Consider the following 21,057-nt stretch of genomic DNA (forward strand, 5'->3'; position numbering starts at 1 on the left):
CGCTTCACCGGGTCCGGCGGGCGATCAGCCGTTGCAGGACGATGAACCCGAACAGCAGCGCGCCGATCACGATCTTCGTCCACCACGAGCTGAGCGTGCCGTCGAAGTCGATCAGGGTCTGGATCATGCCCAGCACCAGCACGCCGAGCACCGTGCCGACCACGTAGCCGGAACCGCCGGACAGGATGGTGCCGCCGATGACGACCGCGGCGATCGCGTCCAGCTCGGTGCCGATGGCGCTCAGCGGGTCGCCGGAGAGCTTGTAGAACACCAGCAGCAGCCCCCCGAGCGCGGAGCAGAACCCGCTCAGCGCGTACACCGACACCTTGGTCCTGGCCACCTTCAGGCCCATCAGCACGGCGGACTGCTCGCTGCCGCCGACCGCGTACACGGTCCGCCCGAACCGGGTGTAGTGCAGGACGTACCCGGCGACGACCACCACGACGAGCGCGATCACCACGCTGATCGACACGTGCGAGTCTCCCGGCAGCGGGATCTGGGTCTGCGCGATCGACGTGAACACCGCGTTGTCGATGGACGGCGCCTCGGTGCTGATCGTGAGGCACAGCCCCCTGGCGAAGAACAGGCCGACCAGGGTCGCGATGAACGGCTGGATCTCGAAGTAGTGGATCAGCGCGCCCATGCCGGTGCCGAGCAGCGCGCCGACCGCCAGCACCACCGCGATGACCGCGGGCGCGGGCCAGCCGTGCTCGGTGAGCAGCTCGGCGGAGAGCACCGTGGACAGCGCGACCACCGAGCCGACGGACAGGTCGATGCCGCCGGTGAGGATGACGAACGTCATCCCGATCGCGACCACCAGCAGCCACGAGTAGTTGATGAACAGGTTGAACACGACCTGCCCCGACCCGAAGGCCTCGTACTGCGACGCCCCGTAGGAGTAGGCGGCGACCAGCAGCACCAGGGTCGCGATCATCGGCAGGTGCCGCTGCTGCGGCCGGTACTCCTTGACGCGGGTGAGCGTGCTCACGCGGACACCTCGACCTTCACCGGTCGGTCGGCCGGGGCCGCGGGAGGGGTTTTCCGGCGGCGGCGCGCCTTCGCGCGGAACGCGGGCGACTGCACCAGGCACACCAGCAGGACGACCAGCGCCTTGACGAGCAGCGTGGCCGTGTCCGGGATGCCCAGCGTGTAGACGGTGGTGGTCAGCGTCTGGATCAGCAGCGCGCCGATCACCGTGCCACCGAGGGAGAAGCGGCCGCCGGTCAGCAGCGTGCCGCCGATGGTGAGGGCGAGGATCGCGTCCAGCTCGATCCACAGCCCGGCGTGGTTGGCGTCGGCACCGGAGGTGTTGGCGCTGATCATCAGGCCCGCGACGCCCGCGCACAGCCCGCCGAACACGTAGACGAGCCAGATCAGCCGACCCGAGCGGAGCCCGGACAGCCTGCTGGCCTCGGGGTTGCCGCCGACCGCCTCGATGAGCAGCCCCAGCGCGGAGCGGCGCACCAGCACGGTGGTCAGCACGAACACCACCAGCGCGATCAGGATCGACACCGGCAGCGTCAGCAGGTAGCCGCTGCCGATCGCGCGGAACGGGCCGGAGGTGATGGTGATGATCTGCCCGTCGGTGATCAGCTGCGCGATCCCCCGACCGGCCACCATGAGGATCAGCGTCGCGATGATCGGCTGGATCCCCAGCACCGACACCAGGAACCCGTTCCACGCGCCCAGCGCCAAGCACAGCCCCAGCGCCATGGCCACCGTGACGAGCGTGCCGCCGACGCTGTTCTGGTCGCCGAGCCCGCTCAGGTGCAGGCACGCCAGCGCGCCGCTGATCGCGACCACCGAGCCGACCGAGAGGTCGATGCCGCGGGTGGCGACCACGAGGGTCATGCCGATCCCGACCAGGATCAGCGGGGCGCCCAGCCGCAGGATGTCGATCAGGCTGCCGTAGAGGTGGCCGTCGCGGAACTCGACGGCGAAGAACGACGGTTTGACGACCAGGTCGACCAGCAGCAGCGCCACCAGCGCGGTGATCGGCCAGAACAGCCGGTGCCTCGTCATGCGCTGCTCCCCTCGGCGATGATGGACATGATCTGGTCGGCGGTCAGCGACTCGTTGTCCAGCTGGGCGACCACCTTCCGGTCGCGCAGCACGGTCACGCGGTGGCTGAGCCGCAGCACCTCCTCCAGCTCGGCGGAGATGAACAGCACCGCCATGCCGTCGTCGGAGAGCTTCGCGACGAGCCGCTGGATCTCCGTCTTGGCGCCGATGTCGATGCCGCGCGTCGGCTCGTCGAGGATGAGCAGCCGCGGCTCGGTGATGAGCCACCTGGCCAGCAGCACCTTCTGCTGGTTGCCGCCGCTGAGGTTGCGCACCAGCGCCTCCGGCGCGGCGGGGCGGATGTCGAGCGCGGCGATGTACCGCGCGGCCAGCTCGTCCTGGCGCTTGCGGGACAGCGGCCGAGCCCAGCCGCGAGCCGCCTGCAGCGCCAGCACGATGTTCTCCCGCACGGTCAGCTCGCCCACGAGCCCCTCGGTCTTGCGGTCCTCCGGGGAGAACGCGATGCGGTGGTCCATCCCGGCGCGCGGGGTGCGCATCGGGACGGTCTCGCCGTCGACGGTGAGCGTGCCGCCGTCGGAGTGGTCGGCGCCGAAGAGCAGCCGGGCCAGTTCCGTGCGGCCGGACCCGAGCAGGCCCGCCAGACCGACCACCTCGCCCTGGCGGATCTCCAGCGAGAACGGCTCCACGCCGCCCTTGCGGGAGAGCCCGTCGGCCTGGAGGAACACCGGCGCGGAGGCCAGGTCCGACCGGGCGTGCGCGGACTCCTCCAGGTCGTCGAGCGCCTCCAGCTCCTTGCCGATCATCCTGGTCACCAGCTCGACCGGCGTGATGTCCCCGGTGCGGTACTCACCGACGAGCTTGCCGTTGCGCAGCACCGTCATCCGGTCGGCGATCGCGAAGACCTGGTCGATGAAGTGCGACACGAACAGGATCGCCATCCCGTCCTCGCGCAGCGACCGCAGCACCTTGAGCAGCTGCTCGACCTCGCCTGCGTCCAGGCTCGACGTCGGCTCGTCGAGCACCAGCACCCGCGCGGACACGTCGAGGGCTCGCGCGATCGCCACCATCTGCTGCACCGCGATCGACTGGGAACCCAGCTCGGCCGAGACGTCGAGCCGGAGGTCCAGTGCTCCCAGCAGGACCTCCGCCCGACGTCTCATGCCGGCCCAGTGGATGCGGCCGAACCTGCGGGGCTCGCGGCCGATGAAGATGTTCTCCGCCACCGACAGGTTGGGGCAGAGGTTCACCTCCTGGTAGACCGTGCTGACCCCGGCCCGCTGCGCCTCGGGCGGCCCGGCGAACGACACCGGCGCCCCGCCGAGTTCGATCGTGCCCGCGTCGATCCCGTGGACGCCGGTCAACGTCTTGATGAGCGTGGACTTCCCGGCTCCGTTCTCGCCCATCAGGGCGTGCACCTCACCGGGGAACATCCGGAAGTCGACGTCGTCGAGCGCCACGACGCCGGGGAACTCCTTCCGGATGCCGGTCATCCGCAGGATCGCTTCGGGCTCGGTCATCTCGTGCTGTCCTCGCCTCGGATCAGTACTGGCGCTGGGGAAGGGCTTCCTTGGCCTTCGCCTGGTCGAACTCGGTCTCCTCGGTCTCGATGCGCGCGGGGACCTCCTCGCCCGCGGAGACCTTCTTCACCAGGTCCATGAGTTGCGGTCCGAGCAGCGGGTTGCACTCGACGATGTAGTTGATCTTGCCGTCGGCCAGCGCCTGCATGCCGTCCTTGACCGCGTCGACCGACACGATCCTGATGTCCACGCCCGGCTTCTTGCCCGCGGCCTCGATGGCCTCGATCGCGCCGAGCGCCATGTCGTCGTTGTGCGCGTAGAGGACGTCGATCTTGCTCTGCGACTTGAGGAAGGCCTCCATGACCTCCTTGCCCTTGGCGCGGGTGAACTCGCCGGTCTGCGAGGCGACCACCTTGATCTTCGACGTGCTCGCGATGGCGTCCGCGAAGCCCTTCTTGCGGTCGTTGGCGGGCGCGGATCCCGTGCTGCCCTGGAGTTCGACCACGTTCACGTCACCGGTCGCGGCGGCGGACTCCTTGACGAGCCACTCCCCCGCCTTTTTGCCCTCGGCGACGAAGTCCGAGCCCAGGAAGGTCTTGTAGAGCGTCTTGTCGGTCGAGTCGACCGAGCGGTCGGTGAGGATGACCGGGATGTTCGCGGTCTTCGCCTCCTTGAGGACGGTCTCCCAGCCCGACTCGACCACCGGCGAGAACGCGATGACCTTCACCTTCTGCTGGATGAACGACCGGATCGCGGTGATCTGGTTCTCCTGCTTCTGCTGCGCGTCGGAGAACTTCAGGTCGACCCCGGCCGTCTTCGCCGACTCCTGGATCGACTTGGTGTTCGCCGTCCGCCACCCGCTCTCGGCACCCACCTGCGAGAACCCGAGCGTGAGCGCACCGCCGCCCGCACTGCCGGAGCCACCTCCGCACGCGGTCAGCATCGTCATGCCCATGACACCGACCGCCAGCGCGGCCCACTTCTTTCCGAACACGGTCACTCCTCGATCAGCGTTGATCAATTGTTAGCGTTAACAACTCCCGGTGGAGTGCACCGGAACGTCCGAGCTCACCCCAGAGCCAAACGGGAAGTGCCGGTCAGGCACACCCACGTGACAAGTGGGAGCAAGTGTTAGCGATAACACAGGGAGGGTCAAGCCACGGCGGGGTAACGATCTTCTTGACCGGTGCGGATGGCCCAACCGCATGCCCCAACCGCACCTGTACAAGCCCGCCGGACGCATCTACGTTTTCTGGGAGCGCTCCCAGAAATGGGGCGCGGCCGTCAGAGCGGACGGCGACGGCACTTCGCGTAGTGCCGTGACGGGAGGAGATCGCCCATGGGGTCCAGCCCAGCACGTCGACGGCGCCGCGTCCGCGGCCCGGCGGCGGCGGTCGCGTTAGCCCTGGTGGTGTCCGGCGGCGCCGGGTACACCGCCTCGGCCGCCGACACCGAGCGGGTCGTCAACGGCACCTTCGACAACGGCACCTACGCCCCCTGGTGGACCGGCGCGGGCACCACCGGCCAGGTCACCGGCGGCGAGTTCTGCACCGCCGTCACCGGCGGCACCGCGAACCCGTGGGACGCGCTGATCGGCCAGAACGGCGTGCCGTTCGAGGAGGGCGAGTCCTACACCTTCGCGTTCGACGCGCACGCGACCACCGCCCAGCGGATCTCCGCGGTGACCGGCGAGGCCGTGACCCCGTACCGGCAGATCTCCAAGCAGGACTTCGACGTCACGACGACGGAGCAGCACTTCACCTACACCTTCACCTCGTCGCTGGACTTCCCCGACGCGGGCAACGGCCAGGTCGCCTTCCACCTCGGCGGGCAGACCTTCGACAACACCGTGTGCGTCGACAACGTCTCGCTGATCGGTGGCGCCGTGCCGCCCGGCGGGCCCGCGCCGGTGACGAAGAAGGTGCAGGTCAACCAGACGGCTTACGTGCCGGGCCTGCCCAAGCACGCCACCCTGGTCACCGACGCCACCACACCTCAGGACTGGACGCTGCGGAACTCCGCGGGCGCGTCGGTCGCCACCGGTCGCAGCACACCGAAGGGCGCCGACGCGGCCTCCGGCGACCCGGTGCAGATCATCGACTTCTCGGCCTACGACACGGCGGGCACCGGTTACACCCTCGTCGTCGGCGAGGAGACGAGCTACCCGTTCGACATCGGCGTCCAGCCGTACAAGGACCTGCGCAAGGACTCGCTCGCGTTCTTCTACCACCAGCGCAGCGGCACCCCGATCGAGGCGCAGTACGTCGGTGACGCCTACGCCCGCGACGCGGGCCACCTGAACGTGGCGCCCAACAAGGGCGACGACGCGGTCCCGTGCCGCGCCGACCTCGCCTGCGGCTACACCCTCGACGTGCGCGGCGGCTGGTACGACGCGGGCGACCACGGCAAGTACGTCGTCAACGGCGGCATCTCCGCGTGGCAGGTGCTCGACACCTACGAACGCGCGGTCGCGCTCGGCGACGCCTCCGCGCTGGGCGACGGGACCCTGTCGATCCCGGAGAACCACAACGGCGTGCCGGACGTGCTCGACGAGGCCCGCTGGGAGGTCGAGTTCCTGCTGCGCATGCAGGCGCCCAACGGCATGGTGCACCACAAGGTCCACGACGCCGCCTGGACCGGTCTGCCCACGCTGCCGAGCCAGGACCCGCAGCCCCGCAGGCTGTCCGCCGTGAGCACCGCCGCGACGCTCAACACCGCCGCCGTCGGCGCGCAGGCCGCCCGGATCTGGCGCACGATCGACCCGGCGTTCTCCGCCAGGGCCCTCGCCGCGGCCGAAAAGGCCTACACGGCGGCGAAAGCCGACCCGAACCGGCTCGCCGACCCGAACGACGGCACCGGCGGCGGCGCGTACAACGACGACACCGTGACCGACGAGTTCTACTGGGCCGCGGCCGAGCTGTACACGACCACCGGCGGCGCCGCCTACCGCGCCGACGTGACCGGATCCCCGCTGTACAAGGGGAAGAGCCTCAGCACGAGGGGCTTCGACTGGGCCGCCACCGGCCCGCTCGGCGACGTCACCCTCGCCGTCGTGCCGAACGGCCTGCCCGCCGCGGACGTCGCGGCGATCAGGTCGGCGTTCACCACCACCGCCGACGCCCACCTCGCCCAGATCGCCACCCAGGGCTACCCGGCGCCCTACCGGACCGCGGACGGCTCGTACGACTGGGGTTCCAACGGCCTGGTCGCCAACAACGCCATGGTCCTGGCGCTGGCCAACGACTTCACCGGTCAGCCGAAGTACCGCGCGGGCGTGTACGAGACCATGGGCTACCTGCTGGGCCGCAACCCGACCAGCTACTCCTACGTCAGCGGCTACGGCGACCAGCCCGTCCGCAACGTCCACCACCGCTTCTGGGCCAACCAGCTCGACGCGTCGCTCCCCATCGCCCCGCCGGGCGTGCTGTCGGGCGGCCCGAACAGCGGCCTCCAGGACCCCGTCGCGGCCAGGCTGCTGGCCGGGTGCAAGCCGCAGAAGTGCTTCGTGGACCACATCGAGGCCTATTCGCTCAACGAGGTCACGGTCAACTGGAACTCCGCGCTGGCCTGGGTGGCGAACTGGACGGCCGAGAAGGCCGACCGCACCGCGGGGTGCGCGGTCGACTACCAGGTCTCCAAGTGGGCCTCCGGCCAGTCCGCCACGGTGACGGTCACCAACACCGGCGCCAAGGCGTGGACCGACTGGAAGCTCGGCTTCGCCTTCGCGGGCGGGCAGAAGATCACCAACGGGTGGTCCGCCACGTGGGCGCAGACCGGCCACGACGTCACCGCGGCCAGCCTGTCGTGGAACGCCAAGCTGACACCCGGCTCCACCGCCCACCTCGGCTTCGTCGCGTCCGGCGCCGCCACCGACGCGGACCCGCCCGCGTTCAGCGTCAACGGCGAGGTGTGCACGCGGAAGTAGGACCTCTCCACGGCGAAGGGCCCGGCCTGGCTCAGCAGGCCGGGCCCTTTCGCGTCACCGGGCAACCGTTTTCCGGAATGCCCGAAAAGTACCCGCTTACATCGTGACTTGATTAAAGGCATGCAGTAACCTCGGCCGCGGCTGCCACCACCTCACGAACTGCGTCCGACGCAGCGGATCCCTGCCGCACCGCCCGGACGCGGGATGTCGAGCCCTGCGCGACGACGCGGAGGGCTCCGTGCCTGAAAGGGACCCTGCATGCTGTCTTCAGCAACCCCCCGGACCAGGTGGGGTGCCGCGGCGCTCGCCCTGGCCACCGTCGCCGCCGGTGCCGCGGTCGTCATGGCCCCCTCGGCCGGTGCCGCCCCGCTGCCCAACGGCTTCCGCAGCGTCGGCTACATGCCGTCGTGGGCGGCCGCGGCGGACTTCACCAAGATCCAGTACAGCAAGCTCACCCACATCAACTACTCGTTCGCGCTGCCCAACGCGAACGGGACCCTGCAAGGGATCCCGGACACGAGCAAGCTCAACACGCTGGTCACCCAGGGCCACAACAACGGGGTCAAGGTGTCGCTCGCGATCGGCGGGTGGAACGACGGCAACGACTCCGCGTTCGAGTCGCTGGCGGGCAGCGCGAGCAGCCGCACCACGTTCGTCAACAGCGTGATGAGCGCGGTCAGCCAGTACAACCTCGACGGCGTCGACATCGACTGGGAGTACCCGGACCCCGGCACGTCGGGCAACAACTACACCGCGCTGATGCAGCAGCTGAGCACCGCGCTGCACAACGCGGGCAAGATCCTCACCGCCGCCGTGGTGTCCGAGGGCGGCACCGCGAACGGCGTGCAGCCCGCGGTGTTCGGCTACGTCGACTGGCTCAACATCATGGCCTACGACGGCGGCAGCCCGCACGCGAACTACGACTGGTCGGTCGCGTCGGTCAACTTCTGGAAGAACCGCGGCCTCCCCGCCAACAAGGCCGTCTTCGGCGTCCCGTTCTACAGCAGGCCCGCCTACCTCACCTACGCGCAACTCGTCGCCATGGACCCGGCCAACGCCAACCGCGACTGCACGACCGTCAACGGCGCCCAGCAGTGCTACAACGGCATCCCCACGATCAAGCGCAAGACCCAGTGGGCGATGGCGAACGCGGGCGGCATCATGAATTGGGAGCTGTCGCAGGACACCACCGGCAGCACCTCGTTGGTCAGCGCCATCTACGACACCGCCACCGGCGGCGGCACCACTCCCCCGCCCGTCGGCAAGGTCGGCGCCATCACGGGTGTCGCGGGCAAGTGCGTCGACGTGGCCAGCGCAGGCACCGCCAACGGCACGGCCATCCAACTGTGGACGTGCAACAGCAGCAATGCCCAGACGTGGACCGTGGGTAGCGACACCACGCTCCGCTCACTGGGCAAGTGCCTCGACGTCACCAGCGCGGGCACCGCCAACGGCACCCTGATCCAACTGTGGGACTGCAACGGCACCGGCTCCCAGTCCTGGCAGCCCCAGTCCAACGGCACCTTGCGCAACCCCGCGTCCGGCCGCTGCCTCGACGCCTCCAACAACTCCTCCGCCGACGGCACCCGCCTCCAGATCTGGGACTGCTTCGCCGGCAGCAACCAGGTCTGGCGCCTGCCTGCCTGATCCCGACCTCTCGAACGGCCCGTCGCTCTTGCGACGGGCCGTTCGTCTTGTCCACGCCTACACGAATCCGGCCAGCAGCTCCTGGGCTTCGGCACGGCACAGGTCACTCCACCGGGCGAGATCCCGCGCGGCACGGGCCCGAACCTGTCGGGGGACGCCCTCGTCGTGCGCGACTTCCCGCACCACAACAGCCGCCGCTTCCCGGTAGTCGCGCCGCAGGTCGACCACCTCCTCGGCACACCGCACCCGCACCACGGCGCCAAGAGCCTTGTCGTTTGCCATCTCCAACAACCCGAACGCGCCTTCCGCCGGCGCGAACAGACCGATGCTTTCGAGGACCTGCTTGCGCTGCAACGGTTTTTCGATCGCCAGGAGGCCGCGCAGCAATTCCAGGACTTCGCTTCGCAGGTCGGGCCGGATCCTGCCGAGCGCACGTGCCGCATCCGCACGGACGATGACGGGAAGGGTGTCGTCCTGCGTGATGCCCCGCAGTGCCACAACGCCCCATTCACGACCACGTGCGCCGAACGTCCCCAAAGCGGCGGCGGCACGTCGGCGGAGCGCAGGACGTACAGCGGCGTCGGTTGCCACGGTGTCGAGCACACGCGCACTGATGGCGCGATCCCGCACCGCTCCATCGCGGAGCTTCTCGGCCGCCTCCACCCGGATCGCCGGTAACGCTCGCTCGTCGTCGCGGATCGCACGCAGGCGGTCGAACTGCTTGAGCACGTGCAGGACGTCCGCCTGGGCGTGGACCGGCAGGTGTTCGTTCGCCACCAGGTCCTGGAGAGGGCGGGCATCGGCGGCGAACTCCCAGAGGAGGCGGGCGGCGGCAAGCCGCTCCCGACGAGACCAGATCTTGTCGTCCACGACGCCCCGAGCCTCGACCAGCGCGCGCCGGCACCACATCCCCCCGAACTTGGCCAACTCCCGCCGTGCCGCCACCGCGTACCCACGACGGCACAGGTCGTCGAGCAGAGCAGCCGCCTCCGGCACGAACCGCGGCGCCAGTCTCCCCAGAGCAGCAGCGGCAGCCACCTTTTCGGCGGGCCGGGTCTCGACCACGGCCAGCACGTCCCGAACAACGGCCTCCAGTGGACGGCTTCTCCACACGCCCGTTTCAGGGATCCGCTGGTCGATCGGAACCGTTCGGTCCGCCAGCAAAGTACGTTCGACATCCAGCCTCGTCGCTCCGGACAAACGACCGGCCAGCCGCTTGCGCACAGGGTGGCCAACGGTGGGGTCGTGCACGACCGCGAGCATCGAGTTGGCGGTGTCGCGCTTTCGCTTCGGGTGGATGTACGACAGCCACACCACCGCGTGCTCCCGCTCCTGCGCCGTCAGCCCCGGATCCGCGGCGAACCTCCGGAGCAAGGTGGACGCCACGTGCTCCAACGATCGATCGAGCCAGACCAGTTGGTAGGCCGCCTCGGCACGGTTGCGGACCGCTTCGCGCTCATCGTCGAGCACCGCTCGGTGGAAGGTGATCGCGGATTTCACGGAATCAGGATCGACCTCGGCCAGCCGCATCACGGCGTCCGTGCGCCAGTAGAAATCCAAGAACTCGTCAGAGGACTGCCCGTGCAGCTCGTGCGCCGCCTCGACCGGATCGGGGTGGAGCTGTGCGAGCAGTGAGCCTGCCATCTCACGCGTCTTGCGGTCGGTGTCGTCCTCGGCCAGCAACGCTCGGATTTCCGGCACCGCGGAAGCGCCGAGGCGCACAAGATCACGCATCAGGTCCAACCACAGGTACTGCGGCTCGTGACGGAAACGTACGAAGAGCCGGACGGCGTCCCCGTGGCGTTCTGGCCGCACCCGGCACACCGCGAGTGCGGCACCAGACCGAACGGACACATCAGCCGATTCGTCGTTCGCGATCGTCCAGAGCAGGTCCAACACGTTCGGATCATCACCGTGTCCGAGCACGTCCATCGCTCCGGCAGCCATCACCACGCGATCGGCGGCCGTACCGGGAGTGAGCGCCATGTCATGCAGCACACCGGCCAACTCCCGCCGTGGGCCGACGCCCATCCCGGTGAAACTCGAGATCAGGATGTCGAACCTGGCAAGGGGAGCGTTGTCGAAATGGAGCAATTCGACGAGCGCCGCCACCGCTTCGGGGTGGAACCGGCGCCCGAGGTAAACGAGACTTCGGATCGCCTCGAACCTGGATCGACCACTTCGATCCGGATCTCGGATCATCGCGGTGAGCACATCCGCGGCCCCCAGCGGGTCGTCCACGTCCGAAGCGGTCAACGCGATTCCCGCTCCGATCTCCCCCACCACGTCCGTTCGCATCAGGTCGAGCAGAGCGGCCGAGGCCTGACCGCGGAACTCGATCCCCAGATGCGTGAGGGCCTGCCACGCCGTGAACCTGACATCAATGCCGGACTGCACCGAAATGACTTCCCGCAGGTGGTCTGACACCTCGGTGTGGAACTCCGGCCCGAGTCGGACCAACTCGTCTGCGACAAGACAGCGATCCATCGGGTCCGCACCACGGTCGGCGAGGTTCGCACGCAGCGCGGCGATCGCGGGTGTCCTGTGCGGCTCCCCCAGAACGGCGAGCTGCCCCAGGGCGGCAGCGCGGTCGTAGCCGCCGGCCAGGGGATCGGCCACCACTTCGCGGAGTTCCCGCGCGGCTTCGGCGTGGTGGTCCGGTCCGAGACCGGCCAGCGTCCGAGCCGCCCACATGCGGCTGTTCGCACCGACCTGTCGATCCACCAGTGCCGAGCGCACCAGCGCCTCGGCATGCCGGTGGGACTCCCCGCCGAATCGAGCGAGGGAGGAAGCCAGGTTCCAGCGGTCATCCGCGTCGACGCCCGACTCGCCGGCCATCGCCAGCACGAGCTTGATCGCCGCACCTCGGTGCTGAGGTCCCAAGTCAGCCAGCGCTTCGGCGGCGGCGGTGCGCCGGCCGAGCTTGAAGCGCCTAGTGGTTGCCCGCCAGGTCAGCAGCTCCACCGCCTCGGCCAGGTGTTCCGCTCCGAGCGAGGCCAACCCGGACGCCGCGCCCCGAAACCCGTTGCCCGCGTCCCCTCGACTGCGCAGCACGGCGCGAAAGGTCTCGGCGCACCGGTCGTGGAACTCGGTGCCGATCTCCACCAGAGCCGTGGCGATCTGGACCAGTTCGCCGGTGGGCATCCACGGGTCGTCCAACAGCCGTGACAGCGACTCGACCGCATGGGTTCTGGCTGGTCCGTCGAAACCCGCCAACACCACCGCGGCCGTGCGACAGCTCCACCCGCTGGTCAAAGGGTCTTCGAGCACCGCGCGCAGGCCGCGTTCGGCCGTCTCCCGCTCACAGCTCCCGCACTCGGACAGCCCCTCGGCCGCGGCGAGCCGGTGCTCCACCGTCGCCGTCACGTCGTCGACGGTCTCGCGCAACCGGGTCACCGCGTCGGCGCTGTGGGGTCCGCGCAGCCTGGTGGCCAGTGCGGTGGCGGCCTCGACGCGGGATTGCCACGGAGCTTCCCCGTCGCGCATGAGCCCGGCCAGCCACTCCGCCAGGCCGGGGTGGTGGGCCGTGCGGGCGGTCTGCTCCAGGATGTCGCGGCCGGGGTGCTGGGTCGTCATCGCCCACGCGCGCACGGTGGTCAGGAACGCGTCCACGGCGTCCGATCCCGCGGGCACATGCCCGGCCAGCAGTCGTGCGGTCAGCAGGTGCTGGCCTGAATCGCCCTTGTGCAGCCACTTCACCAGGAAGTCGGTCTGCGCCGGGTGCAAGCGGCAGTAGTGGAGCAGCACGGCGCGCGCGTGTCGGCCGCGATCGTCGAGCCGTGCGGTGTGCAGGAGGTGGGCGAACTCCTCGTGCTCCGGGGTGAACCTCTCGGGCAGCAACCTGGCTTTGGCGGTCGCGGCGAGGTGCTCGGCGAAGCTGTGGTGCAGGAACCGGAGGTCGTTGCCGCGCCAGGTCAGGGGTCCGACCGCTGTGAGGAACGTGAACAGCTCCTCCTGGTCGACCGGCCCGAGGCGTTCGACAGCCCAGGCGTGGGCGGCGGCCACCAGCGAGGTGTCGGATTCCAGGCGGACGCGACCGAGGTGCTCGAGCAGACTGTCGCGCGAAGCGTCCAGGGGACTCGGCGGCGAGGTGTGCGCGGTGCGGAGGTACTTCAGGTAGGCGTCGTAGAGCTCGTACTGGTTGTCGGGGAGCGGGCGTTCGCCGTGCTGGGCGAAGACGATGGCCGCGATGGTGGCCAGCAGCGGCACGCGCACCAACTCGTCCAGGTGCGCCGCGCGGATCTGCCGGATGAACCGGTGCGCGTCGTCGGCGCTGTCGTCGAACCAGCTGTCGGCGAAGCGGCGCAGCGCCTCCTCGTCGAAGGGCTGGAGTTCGTAGCGGGCGGCGCCGATGCGTTGCAGCGGCGCCAGCGCCATGCCCTCGATCGGTCGGGTCGTGACGACGACGCGGTAGCGCGACTCCCCGCTCTCCGACGCCCAGGAGGCCAGCACGGTCACCAGGCGGTCGCGCTCGGCGCTGTCGGCCACCTCGTCCAAGCCGTCAACCAGCAGCAGCCACCGGCAGCCGACGACCCGGTCGGCCAGCGTTCGCGCGTCAACGGGGGCGTGGAGCAGCGCTCCGTACTCGACGCGCACCGCGCCCGCCAGCGCCTCGGAGAACGGCAGGTTCAGCCGGGTGGACAGCTCGCGGGCGGTGAGGCGCAGCGGGATGACCGGTTCGAACAGCGGCTCGTCATCACCGCCCGCGGTCAACCGGGTAGCGATGTCGGCGGCCAGCCGCAACGACAACGTCGACTTGCCCTGGCCAGGACCGCCGGTGACCAGCAGGTTGTCGCTGCCGTCCAGGGCATCGCGCACGGTGCGGGACGGTGGGCGCACGGCGCGTCGGACGATCGGGGCGGCCGGGAGGTCGACGAACTGGCCACGGCTGTCGAGCACCGGTGTGGGTTGGGACTGCTCCGAGGACGGCTCCTCCGTGGCGCTGCCCAGGTCCTGCCGGACGTACACCGTGGCGAGGGAGGGTTTGCGGGCTCCGGGTAATCGGTACGGGAGTTCCTGCGCCGCTTGGATCTGGGCTCGGACCAGGGACTGGATCTCCGCCGGGAGCACGGGGAGCGAGCCCCACCCCTCGGGCGGCGGACTGCGGACCACTTCGGCGTCCGGCGGGACGGCGTGGAAGTGGACGTCTCCCTGGATCGATCCGGCGAACAGCGAATTGCCGGTGAGGTTTCCGTTGACCTGGTTGAAGGTCGCGCCCTGATCCATCCGACTCCCCGTTCGGCGAAGGAAGGATGATCTCACGGGCACGACTCGCCGAGACCGCACTTCGACAGGGACACGGCGACGGCAACCAGCCCGAATCCCTTGTCCGCACCCGGTTTATTCGACCTCCACAGAAATATCCGCCCCCGTCGCACACCGACTCCCCGCACCGGGCATCTCAATACGACGAACCCGTTTGACCCCGCGGCGCACCGGGCACCATCAACTCATTCCGTTGCACCACACCGCAATCCGACATGCGGACCACCAGACCGCGTCAAGTCGCGGGTCGTGCGGCGGAGGCACCCGTTCCCCACAGGCCTACGACAAGGCGATCCAGATGCAGCGATCAAGGTTGGCCGCGGTGGCCCTCGGCCCCCTCTGCGCGATGACGATGACGGGGACGGCCGCCGCCGCGGCGGACAGCGGGAGAAGCGCGCCGGTTCGCGTGGACATCGAGCCGGGCCGGGGGATCGTCGTCACGCCGGACGACTACTGGTACATCCGGGGCACGTTCAGCTTCACGGTGAGCGTGACGGACGTCGGCGAGGACAACGACGAGAACCTGTTCGCCTTCGTGTCGGTTCCCGACGAGATCCGGATGGTCGGGTATGAAGGCGAGCGGTGGGAGTGCGCGGCGGTGGAGGGCGGCGTGGACTGCTCGAACCCCGACCTCGTCGTCCCCGGCGAGGCGTGGCCGTTGTTGACCATCACGGCCACCGGGACCGGCTACGTCCAGGACACCCTGGACGTCCACGCGATCGCCGACAGCGACGAGTGGACGCAGACGGGCACGCCGTTCGTGTACGACACGTCGTCCTGAACGGAGGCACGGGGTGCGGCCCTCGATCAGAGCCGCACCCCGTGACCGTGATCAGCCGGTGTAGTTCGCCGTGATCTTGGTGAACTCGTACTGGCCCTGGGTGACGCCCGCGCAGCCGTTGCAGTCGCGGTTGAGCGCCCAGAACGACAGCCGCGCCAGGTGCACGGTGCGCGCCCAGTCGCGGATGGCGCGGTAGTCGTCGACGGACACGACCTCACCGGCGTTGTCGGTGGTGCCGTTCATGGACGACAGGCCGGACTTGCGCCAGGCCGCGTCGTCGGTGAGGCCGAAGACGGACTTGAGCTTGTTCTTCAGGCCGGTGACGGCGCTCTTGGTCTTGCCGGGCATGTCGCCGCCGCTGCTGAAGTCGAACGGCATGAGGGTCCACACGTCGACGTTCGCGCCGAGGTCCTTGGAGCGCTGGATGAGCCGCTGGCCCCAGGTCTCGGGTCCGGAGACCTCGGTCGGGATGGTGATGACCACGCGGACGCCGGGGTTGTTCTGCTTGATGATCTTGACGGCGCCGAGGATGCGGTCCTGGACGGTGGCGTTCTGGAACTCGTCGGTGTTCTCGATGTCCAGGTCGATCGCCTTGAACTGCCCGGCGTTGATCACCTTCTGGTAGGCGGCCGCCAAGGTGGTCGCCGACGAGCAGGTGGAGCCGAGCTTGTTGCCCGACCAGCCGCCGATGGACGGCAGGGCGTCGCCGCCCGCGGCGCGGATCTGGTTGACGCGGGTGATGTCGGCGCCGGTCAACGAGCGGTTGCCGTCCCACTGCGGGTTGCAGTTGCCGTTCGACAGCACGAACGCGAGGGTGAACGACTTGATGCCCGTCGCCTGCATCACGCTCACCGGGTTCGGCGGGTTTTCCCACTGGTACAGGTAGGGAGCGGACAGGACGGGGTCCACCGCCGCGTCGGCCGTGGGCGCCACCAGCCCGACGGTCGCGAGCGCGACCGTCGAGGCGACGAGAATCCGCCGCATGATCTTCATTCGGTCCTCCAGCGAGCACAGTGCGCGGAACCCACCTCGCGGGACCCTGGGCGGCGTAGGGGCCGGAGGCGGCTGACCACGTCAGCGGATCAAAACTGGACTAGACCAATGCACCCTGTCAAGGGGAAGCGTTTTCCCCGTCGACCCGATCGGAGCAGCTCAACAGCCCTCAGGCGCCGCCGAGTTCGGCTATCCACGACCTCAGCGCGAGTTCCTGGACGCGCAGCGCGCGGGCCGGTTCACCGAGTCCCGTCATCGCCATCCGACGGCGTTCGAGCCCTTCGGTGCGATATCGGGGAAAGGCGAGTTTCACCGCCGTGTCGAGCATTCCCAGGTGGTAGCGGACGAGCCCGCCGACGCGCGCGGGCAACGACTCCGGGGCGTCGTCCGCGCACAGGTCGTCGGCCCATCCGGAAAGCCTGCCGTACTCTCCCGCGACCTTTCGACCGCGGCGGGCGACCTCGTAGGAGGTGTCGCCCGGCAGCGCGCACGCGACGATCACCTCGTCGGCCTGATCCTGCAGCGCAACGGCCCTGACGACGATCTCCAGCAACGTGTTCAGCCGCAGCACTTCGGCCGTGGCGGGATCGAGCCTGAAGCCCGATCCTGCCGCCACGGTGCGGATTCCGGTGCGCCGCCGAAAGCGCATGGCCAACGATAACGCCGCACACCCGGTGCAGAGGTAACCGAATACCGCGAAAGGACCAACCGGGAGAGGCCGCGCCCCCTGCACCCGCGAGGTCGAGTTGGTAAAGGACATTGCCGAACAAGCGATGCCGAAAGATCCGCGGAAACCCGCCGCAGTACTATCCGCAGACCGTCGCCACAACGGCGGAACACCGCACTCGCGCACCGACCGGCGACACCCGCCCGCACGGCAGGCAGACAGGGAAAACCGGTTGTCGCCGGATCGCCCGTGCGACAGCCGGAACACGATCGATCCGGACATCACGCCATCAACAGGACACCCCTCAGTCGGTCAGGTCCGCGAACCCCTCAGCCGGCACGGACACCGTCAACGGCAGCCGCACCTGGAACCGGGTGTCCCCCGGCACCGACTCGACCCGGATGTCCCCGTGGTGCTTGTTCACCACGATCCGCCACGAGATGTCCAGCCCCAGCCCCGTGCCCTCGCCGACCGCCTTCGTGGTGAAGAACGGCTCGAAGATCCGGTTCTTCACCTCCGCCGGGATGCCGGTCCCGGTGTCGCCGACCTCCACGACCACCACGTCGCCCTCGCGGAACGTGCGCACGGTCAGCGTGCCCGCGCCGCCCATGGCGCCGACGGCGTTGTCGACCAGGTTCGTCCACACCTGGTTCAGCTCGGCCGCGAACGCGGGCAGCGGCGGCAGCGAGCGGTCGTAGTCCTTGACCACCTCCACGTCGCCGATCTTGCGGCCGAGCATCACCAGCGTGGAGTCCAGCAACTCGTGCACGTCGACCACCTGGAACGGCGCGCGGTCCATCTGCGAGTACTGCTTGGCCGCGCCGACCAGCGTCGACACCCTGGTCGTGGCGTCCTCGATCTCGTTCATCAGCGTCTCGGTCTCGACGGTGTAGGCCAGCCAGCGCACGGCCGCCTCGGTCGACGACTTCGGGCACAGCATCGCCGCCTCTTCGAGCCACTCGACGTCCAGGCCGCCGGCGACCAGCGTGGGCGCGAGGTCCCAGCCGCCGGTGACGCCGTGCTCGTCGAGCCAGTCGCCGACCTCGTCCTCGCGGTCGTTGGTCTCCAGCGGTCCGAGCTTGGGCGCCTTGGCGACCCGTTCGACCGCGCTCTCCTGGAGCTTCACCAGCGCGGGCAGCGTCTCCGGGTCGATCTTGCCGCTGGCCAGCATCGCCAGCTTGTGCCTCATGCCCGCCACCCGCTCGCGCAGCGCCGCCGTCGCCCGCACCGCCGCGGCCGCCGGGTTGTTCAGCTCGTGGGTCAGCCCGGCCGACAGCGAGCCCAGCGCGAGCAGCCGTTCCCGCTCGTTGACCATCCGCTGGGTGTTCTGCATCCCGAAGAACAGGCCTTCGAGCAGGTGCATGGCCATCGGGAACCACTCGCGGATGACCGGGCCGAACTCCTCGGCGGGCAGCTGGAACATCCGGGTGTCGGTGATCGACTCGACCGTCATCCGGTAGGTCGCCTTCGACGCCACGTCGTCCTGCAAGTAGGCCTGGGTGGCGCCGAAGTACGAGCCGCGGTGGTCGGTGCGGCTCACTTCGACCCGCTCGCCGCCGATGTTGCGGCACAGCGCCACGGTGCCGTCGAGCAGCAGGAAGAAGCAGCTCGCCTCGTCGCCCTCGGCGAGCACCTCGGTGCCCGCCTCGCGCGTCTCGACCCGACCGTGCTCCAGCAGCCAGGCCAGCTGCTCCTCGGTCAGCCGTTCGAACAGGAACAATTCCCGCAAGTCGTCGGCGGTCAGCTCCGCCATGCCGTTCACGACCTCTCCAGATAACGGTGCACCAACGTCACGGCCATCGCGCCCTCGCCGACGGCCGAGGCGACCCGCTTGACCGAGTCCGCGCGCACGTCGCCCGCGACGAACACGCCCGGCAGGCTGGTCTCCAGGTGGTAGGGCGCCCGGTCGAGGCCCCAGCCGTCCGGCGTGCCGCCATCGACGACCAGGTCCGGCCCGGCGAGCAGGAACCCGCGCTCGTCGCGCGAGAGCGTGCCCTCCAGCCAGTCCGTGCGGGGGGCGGCGCCGATGAACGCGAACAGCCAGGACGCCTCCACCGTGGTCTTCTCGCCGGTCGCCGTGCACAGCAGCGTCAACGACTCCAGGTGGTCCTCGCCCGTGCCACCGACGACCTCGGTGCAGGTGCGCACCTCGATGTTGTCGACCCCCGCCAGCTGGTCGATCAGGTAGCGCGACATGGAGCGGTCCAGCGAGTCGCCGCGCACCACGAGCACGACGCGGCGGGCGTGCCGGGAGAAGTACATGGCCGCCTGACCCGCGGAGTTCGCGCCGCCGACCAGGTAGACGTCTTGGCCCGCGCAGCTCGGACCCTCGGTCGTGGCCGCGCCGTAGAACACGCCGCGGCCCGCCAGGGTCTCCAGGCCGGGGACGCCGAGCATCCGGTAGGACACGCCGGTCGCCAGGATGACGGTGTGCGCGGCCAGCTCGGTGCCGTCGTCGAACCGCACGACCCTGGCCGAGCCGCGCTGCTCCAGCGCCACCACGTCGCGGGTGGTCAGCATCTCGACGTCGAACTTCAGCGCCTGCCTGCGGGCGCGCTCGGTGAGCTGCTCGCCGGACACGCCGTCGGGGAAGCCGAGGTAGTTCTCGATGCGGCTGCTCGTGCCCGCCTGGCCGCCGGTGGCCATCCGTTCGACCAGCACGGTCCGCAGCCCCTCCGAGCCGCCGTACACCGCGGCGCCCAGCCCGGCCGGGCCCCCGCCGACCACGATGAGGTCGTAGAAGTCCGTCGACGGCTGGGTGCTCAGGCCGACCCGCGCCGCCAGCTCGGCGTCCGTGGGCTGCACCATCGGGTCGCCCTCGGGCGTCACGACCACGGGCAGCCTGGTGCCGTCCTGGCCCGCCGCGTCGAGCAGGCGCTTGGCCTCGCAGTCGGCGTCCTCGAGCGAGTGCCAGCGGAACGGGACGGAGTTGCGGGCCAGGAAGTCGCGGACCTCGTAGGAGCGCGGCGACCAGCGGTGGCCGACCACCCTGACCTGCCGCACCGGCTGGCGGTCGGACACCGTCCAGGCGTGCAGCAGCTCGTCGAGCACCGGGTACAGCTTCTCCTCCGGCGGGTCCCACGGCTTGAGCAGGTAGTGGTCGAGGTCGACCACGTTGATGGCCTGGATGGCGGCCTCGGTGTCGGCGTAGGCGGTCAGCAGCACGCGGCGGGCCAGCGGGAACAGGTCCATGGCCGCTTCCAGGAACTCGATGCCGCTCATCTGCGGCATCCGGTAGTCCGCGAGCAGCGCCGCGACCTCCTCACCGCGCAGCTTGATCTCGCGGAGCGCCTCCAGGGCCTGCGGGCCCGACTCGGCGCGCACGATCCGGTACTTCTCGCCGTACTTCCGGCGCAGGTCGCGGGCCACCGCCCTGGACACGCTGGGGTCGTCGTCCACCGTGAGGATCGAGGGGCGCGCGACCCTGGTGGCCTCGGCGGGAGGTGTCGTCATGGCACCAGTCAAGCAGCGGATCCGGCCGACGTCATCGAATGGGATGGCACGTCACCGCGTGGAGCCGTAAGTTCGCGCCCGACACCCCCCTCAGCCAAGGAGCCCCCCGTGACCTCCGCCGTCTGCCAGCACATCGCCGAACTCGGCCCGGATCCCACGCCGAGCACCCTGGACGGGTGCGAGGACTGCCTCGCCCAGGACACCGGCTGGGTCCACCTGCGACTGTGCCTGGCGTGCGGCAAGGTCGGCTGCTGCGACTCCTCGCCGGAGAAGCACGCCAGCAGGCACGCGGCCGGGTCCGGGCACCCGGTGATCCGCTCGTTCGAGCCCGGCGAGAACTGGCGCTGGTGCTTCGTCGACCAGACGAGCGCCTGAGGCTCAGCCGCGCATCACCAGCACCGGGCACTTCGCGTGGTGCAGGCAGTGCAGGCCGACCGAGCCCTTCAGCTCGTCGTGCCCCTGGCTGCCGAGCACCAGCACGTCGGCGCCGCGGGCCGCGTCCAGCAGCACCCGCACGGCGTTGCCGTTCACCACGGTCCGGGTGACCGGCACGGCCGTGTCGGCCACTGCCTTGTCCAGGACCTCCCGCGCGGCCGCCTCGACGTCGGCGGGCTCGGTCAGCCCCGGCGCCCACTCGTAGGCCGCGGGCGACTCCCAGGCCAGCACGGCCTCGACCCTGGCGCCGGTGTACCCGCTTTGCAGGACCGCCCAGCGCAGTGCGGCCGCCGCGGTCTCGGTGCCGTCCACACCCACGACGATCCGCCTGTCGTCCTCAGCCATGCCAACT

14 protein-coding genes are annotated in these 21,057 nt (G+C 69.8%); 4 read left to right on the forward strand and 10 right to left on the reverse strand.

The features are described from left to right. Nucleotides 1–4: 4 nt before the first annotated feature. Genes yjfF through RM788_RS08655 form a run of 4 tightly spaced genes read right to left on the reverse strand, consistent with a single transcriptional unit; the run spans nucleotide 5 to nucleotide 4,494 of the window. Nucleotides 5–988: a galactofuranose ABC transporter, permease protein YjfF gene (yjfF, locus tag RM788_RS08640; protein WP_315931038.1), complete on the reverse strand. Its 984-nt coding sequence runs from the start codon at nucleotides 986–988 to the stop codon at nucleotides 5–7. Continuing rightward, nucleotides 985–2,022: an ABC transporter permease gene (locus RM788_RS08645; RefSeq protein WP_315931039.1), complete on the reverse strand. Its 1,038-nt coding sequence runs from the start codon at nucleotides 2,020–2,022 to the stop codon at nucleotides 985–987. The genes yjfF and RM788_RS08645 overlap by 4 nt, the downstream gene beginning before the upstream one ends. Next, nucleotides 2,019–3,539, reverse strand: a complete 1,521-nt coding sequence (locus RM788_RS08650; RefSeq protein WP_315931040.1) for a sugar ABC transporter ATP-binding protein — start codon at nucleotides 3,537–3,539, stop codon at nucleotides 2,019–2,021. Before RM788_RS08650 ends, RM788_RS08645 begins: the two co-directional genes overlap by 4 nt. A 22-nt stretch (nucleotides 3,540–3,561) precedes the next feature. Next, nucleotides 3,562–4,494: an ABC transporter substrate-binding protein gene (locus RM788_RS08655; protein ID WP_315934590.1), complete on the reverse strand. Its 933-nt coding sequence runs from the start codon at nucleotides 4,492–4,494 to the stop codon at nucleotides 3,562–3,564. Between the two features lie 384 nt (nucleotides 4,495–4,878). Here RM788_RS08655 and RM788_RS08660 point away from each other — a divergent pair, with 384 nt between their 5' ends. Beyond that, nucleotides 4,879–7,464, forward strand: coding sequence for a glycoside hydrolase family 9 protein (locus RM788_RS08660; protein WP_315931041.1), 2,586 nt, complete (start codon nucleotides 4,879–4,881; stop codon nucleotides 7,462–7,464). A 258-nt stretch (nucleotides 7,465–7,722) separates the two neighbouring features. After that, entirely contained in the window at nucleotides 7,723–9,111 is a 1,389-nt protein-coding gene (locus RM788_RS08665) for a glycosyl hydrolase family 18 protein (protein WP_315931042.1), read from the forward strand. Nucleotides 9,112–9,168: 57 nt separating this feature from the next. Here RM788_RS08665 and RM788_RS08670 read toward each other — a convergent pair whose 3' ends face one another. Beyond that, nucleotides 9,169–14,337 carry an NACHT domain-containing protein gene (locus RM788_RS08670; RefSeq protein WP_315931043.1) on the reverse strand — a complete coding sequence of 1,723 codons (5,169 nt, stop codon included), beginning with the start codon at nucleotides 14,335–14,337 and terminating at the stop codon, nucleotides 9,169–9,171. 337 nt (nucleotides 14,338–14,674) lie between these two features. On the opposite strand from RM788_RS08670, the gene RM788_RS08675 reads away from it, so the two are divergent. Further along, on the forward strand, nucleotides 14,675–15,157 hold the full coding sequence (locus tag RM788_RS08675) for a hypothetical protein (RefSeq protein ID WP_315931044.1): 483 nt from the start codon (nucleotides 14,675–14,677) through the stop codon (nucleotides 15,155–15,157). 51 nt (nucleotides 15,158–15,208) lie between these two features. Here the strand turns inward: RM788_RS08675 and RM788_RS08680 are convergent, their stop codons facing one another. From RM788_RS08680 to RM788_RS08695, 4 genes are all read right to left on the reverse strand, one after another. Beyond that, on the reverse strand, nucleotides 15,209–16,150 hold the full coding sequence (locus tag RM788_RS08680; protein ID WP_315931045.1) for a chitinase: 942 nt from the start codon (nucleotides 16,148–16,150) through the stop codon (nucleotides 15,209–15,211). 169 nt (nucleotides 16,151–16,319) lie between these two features. Further along, the gene (locus RM788_RS08685; protein WP_315931046.1) at nucleotides 16,320–16,766 is read right to left on the reverse strand and encodes a hypothetical protein; all 447 of its coding nucleotides are present in this window, start codon (nucleotides 16,764–16,766) and stop codon (nucleotides 16,320–16,322) included. A gap of 355 nt (nucleotides 16,767–17,121) precedes the next feature. Then, nucleotides 17,122–18,570 (reverse strand): ATP-binding protein, encoded by a 1,449-nt coding sequence (locus RM788_RS08690; protein WP_315934591.1) that lies wholly within the window; start codon nucleotides 18,568–18,570, stop codon nucleotides 17,122–17,124. Nucleotides 18,571–18,575: 5 nt separating this feature from the next. Further along, the gene (locus RM788_RS08695) at nucleotides 18,576–20,270 is read right to left on the reverse strand and encodes an NAD(P)/FAD-dependent oxidoreductase (protein WP_315931047.1); all 1,695 of its coding nucleotides are present in this window, start codon (nucleotides 20,268–20,270) and stop codon (nucleotides 18,576–18,578) included. A 108-nt stretch (nucleotides 20,271–20,378) separates the two neighbouring features. Here RM788_RS08695 and RM788_RS08700 point away from each other — a divergent pair, with 108 nt between their 5' ends. After that, entirely contained in the window at nucleotides 20,379–20,645 is a 267-nt protein-coding gene (locus RM788_RS08700; protein WP_315931048.1) for a UBP-type zinc finger domain-containing protein, read from the forward strand. 3 nt (nucleotides 20,646–20,648) lie between these two features. Here the strand turns inward: RM788_RS08700 and RM788_RS08705 are convergent, their stop codons facing one another. Next, the gene (locus tag RM788_RS08705; protein ID WP_315931049.1) at nucleotides 20,649–21,050 is read right to left on the reverse strand and encodes a universal stress protein; all 402 of its coding nucleotides are present in this window, start codon (nucleotides 21,048–21,050) and stop codon (nucleotides 20,649–20,651) included. Nucleotides 21,051–21,057: the final 7 nt, after the last annotated feature.

The organism is Umezawaea sp. Da 62-37, assembly GCF_032460545.1.
GTDB lineage: Bacteria > Actinomycetota > Actinomycetes > Mycobacteriales > Pseudonocardiaceae > Umezawaea.

Bases quoted from the DNA above. Each gene is read 5' to 3' on its own strand.
- RM788_RS08690 (WP_315934591.1), bottom strand. From the start codon at position 18,570: ATGGCGGAGCTGACCGCCGACGACTTGCGGGAATTGTTCCTGTTCGAA.
- RM788_RS08670 (WP_315931043.1), bottom strand. From the start codon at position 14,337: ATGGATCAGGGCGCGACCTTCAACCAGGTCAACGGAAACCTCACCGGC.
- RM788_RS08695 (WP_315931047.1), bottom strand. From the start codon at position 20,270: ATGACGACACCTCCCGCCGAGGCCACCAGGGTCGCGCGCCCCTCGATC.
- RM788_RS08645 (WP_315931039.1), bottom strand. From the start codon at position 2,022: ATGACGAGGCACCGGCTGTTCTGGCCGATCACCGCGCTGGTGGCGCTG.
- RM788_RS08660 (WP_315931041.1), top strand. From the start codon at position 4,879: ATGGGGTCCAGCCCAGCACGTCGACGGCGCCGCGTCCGCGGCCCGGCG.
- RM788_RS08655 (WP_315934590.1), bottom strand. From the start codon at position 4,494: ATGGGCATGACGATGCTGACCGCGTGCGGAGGTGGCTCCGGCAGTGCG.
- RM788_RS08705 (WP_315931049.1), bottom strand. From the start codon at position 21,050: ATGGCTGAGGACGACAGGCGGATCGTCGTGGGTGTGGACGGCACCGAG.
- RM788_RS08665 (WP_315931042.1), top strand. From the start codon at position 7,723: ATGCTGTCTTCAGCAACCCCCCGGACCAGGTGGGGTGCCGCGGCGCTC.
- RM788_RS08675 (WP_315931044.1), top strand. From the start codon at position 14,675: ATGCAGCGATCAAGGTTGGCCGCGGTGGCCCTCGGCCCCCTCTGCGCG.
- RM788_RS08650 (WP_315931040.1), bottom strand. From the start codon at position 3,539: ATGACCGAGCCCGAAGCGATCCTGCGGATGACCGGCATCCGGAAGGAG.
- RM788_RS08680 (WP_315931045.1), bottom strand. From the start codon at position 16,150: ATGAAGATCATGCGGCGGATTCTCGTCGCCTCGACGGTCGCGCTCGCG.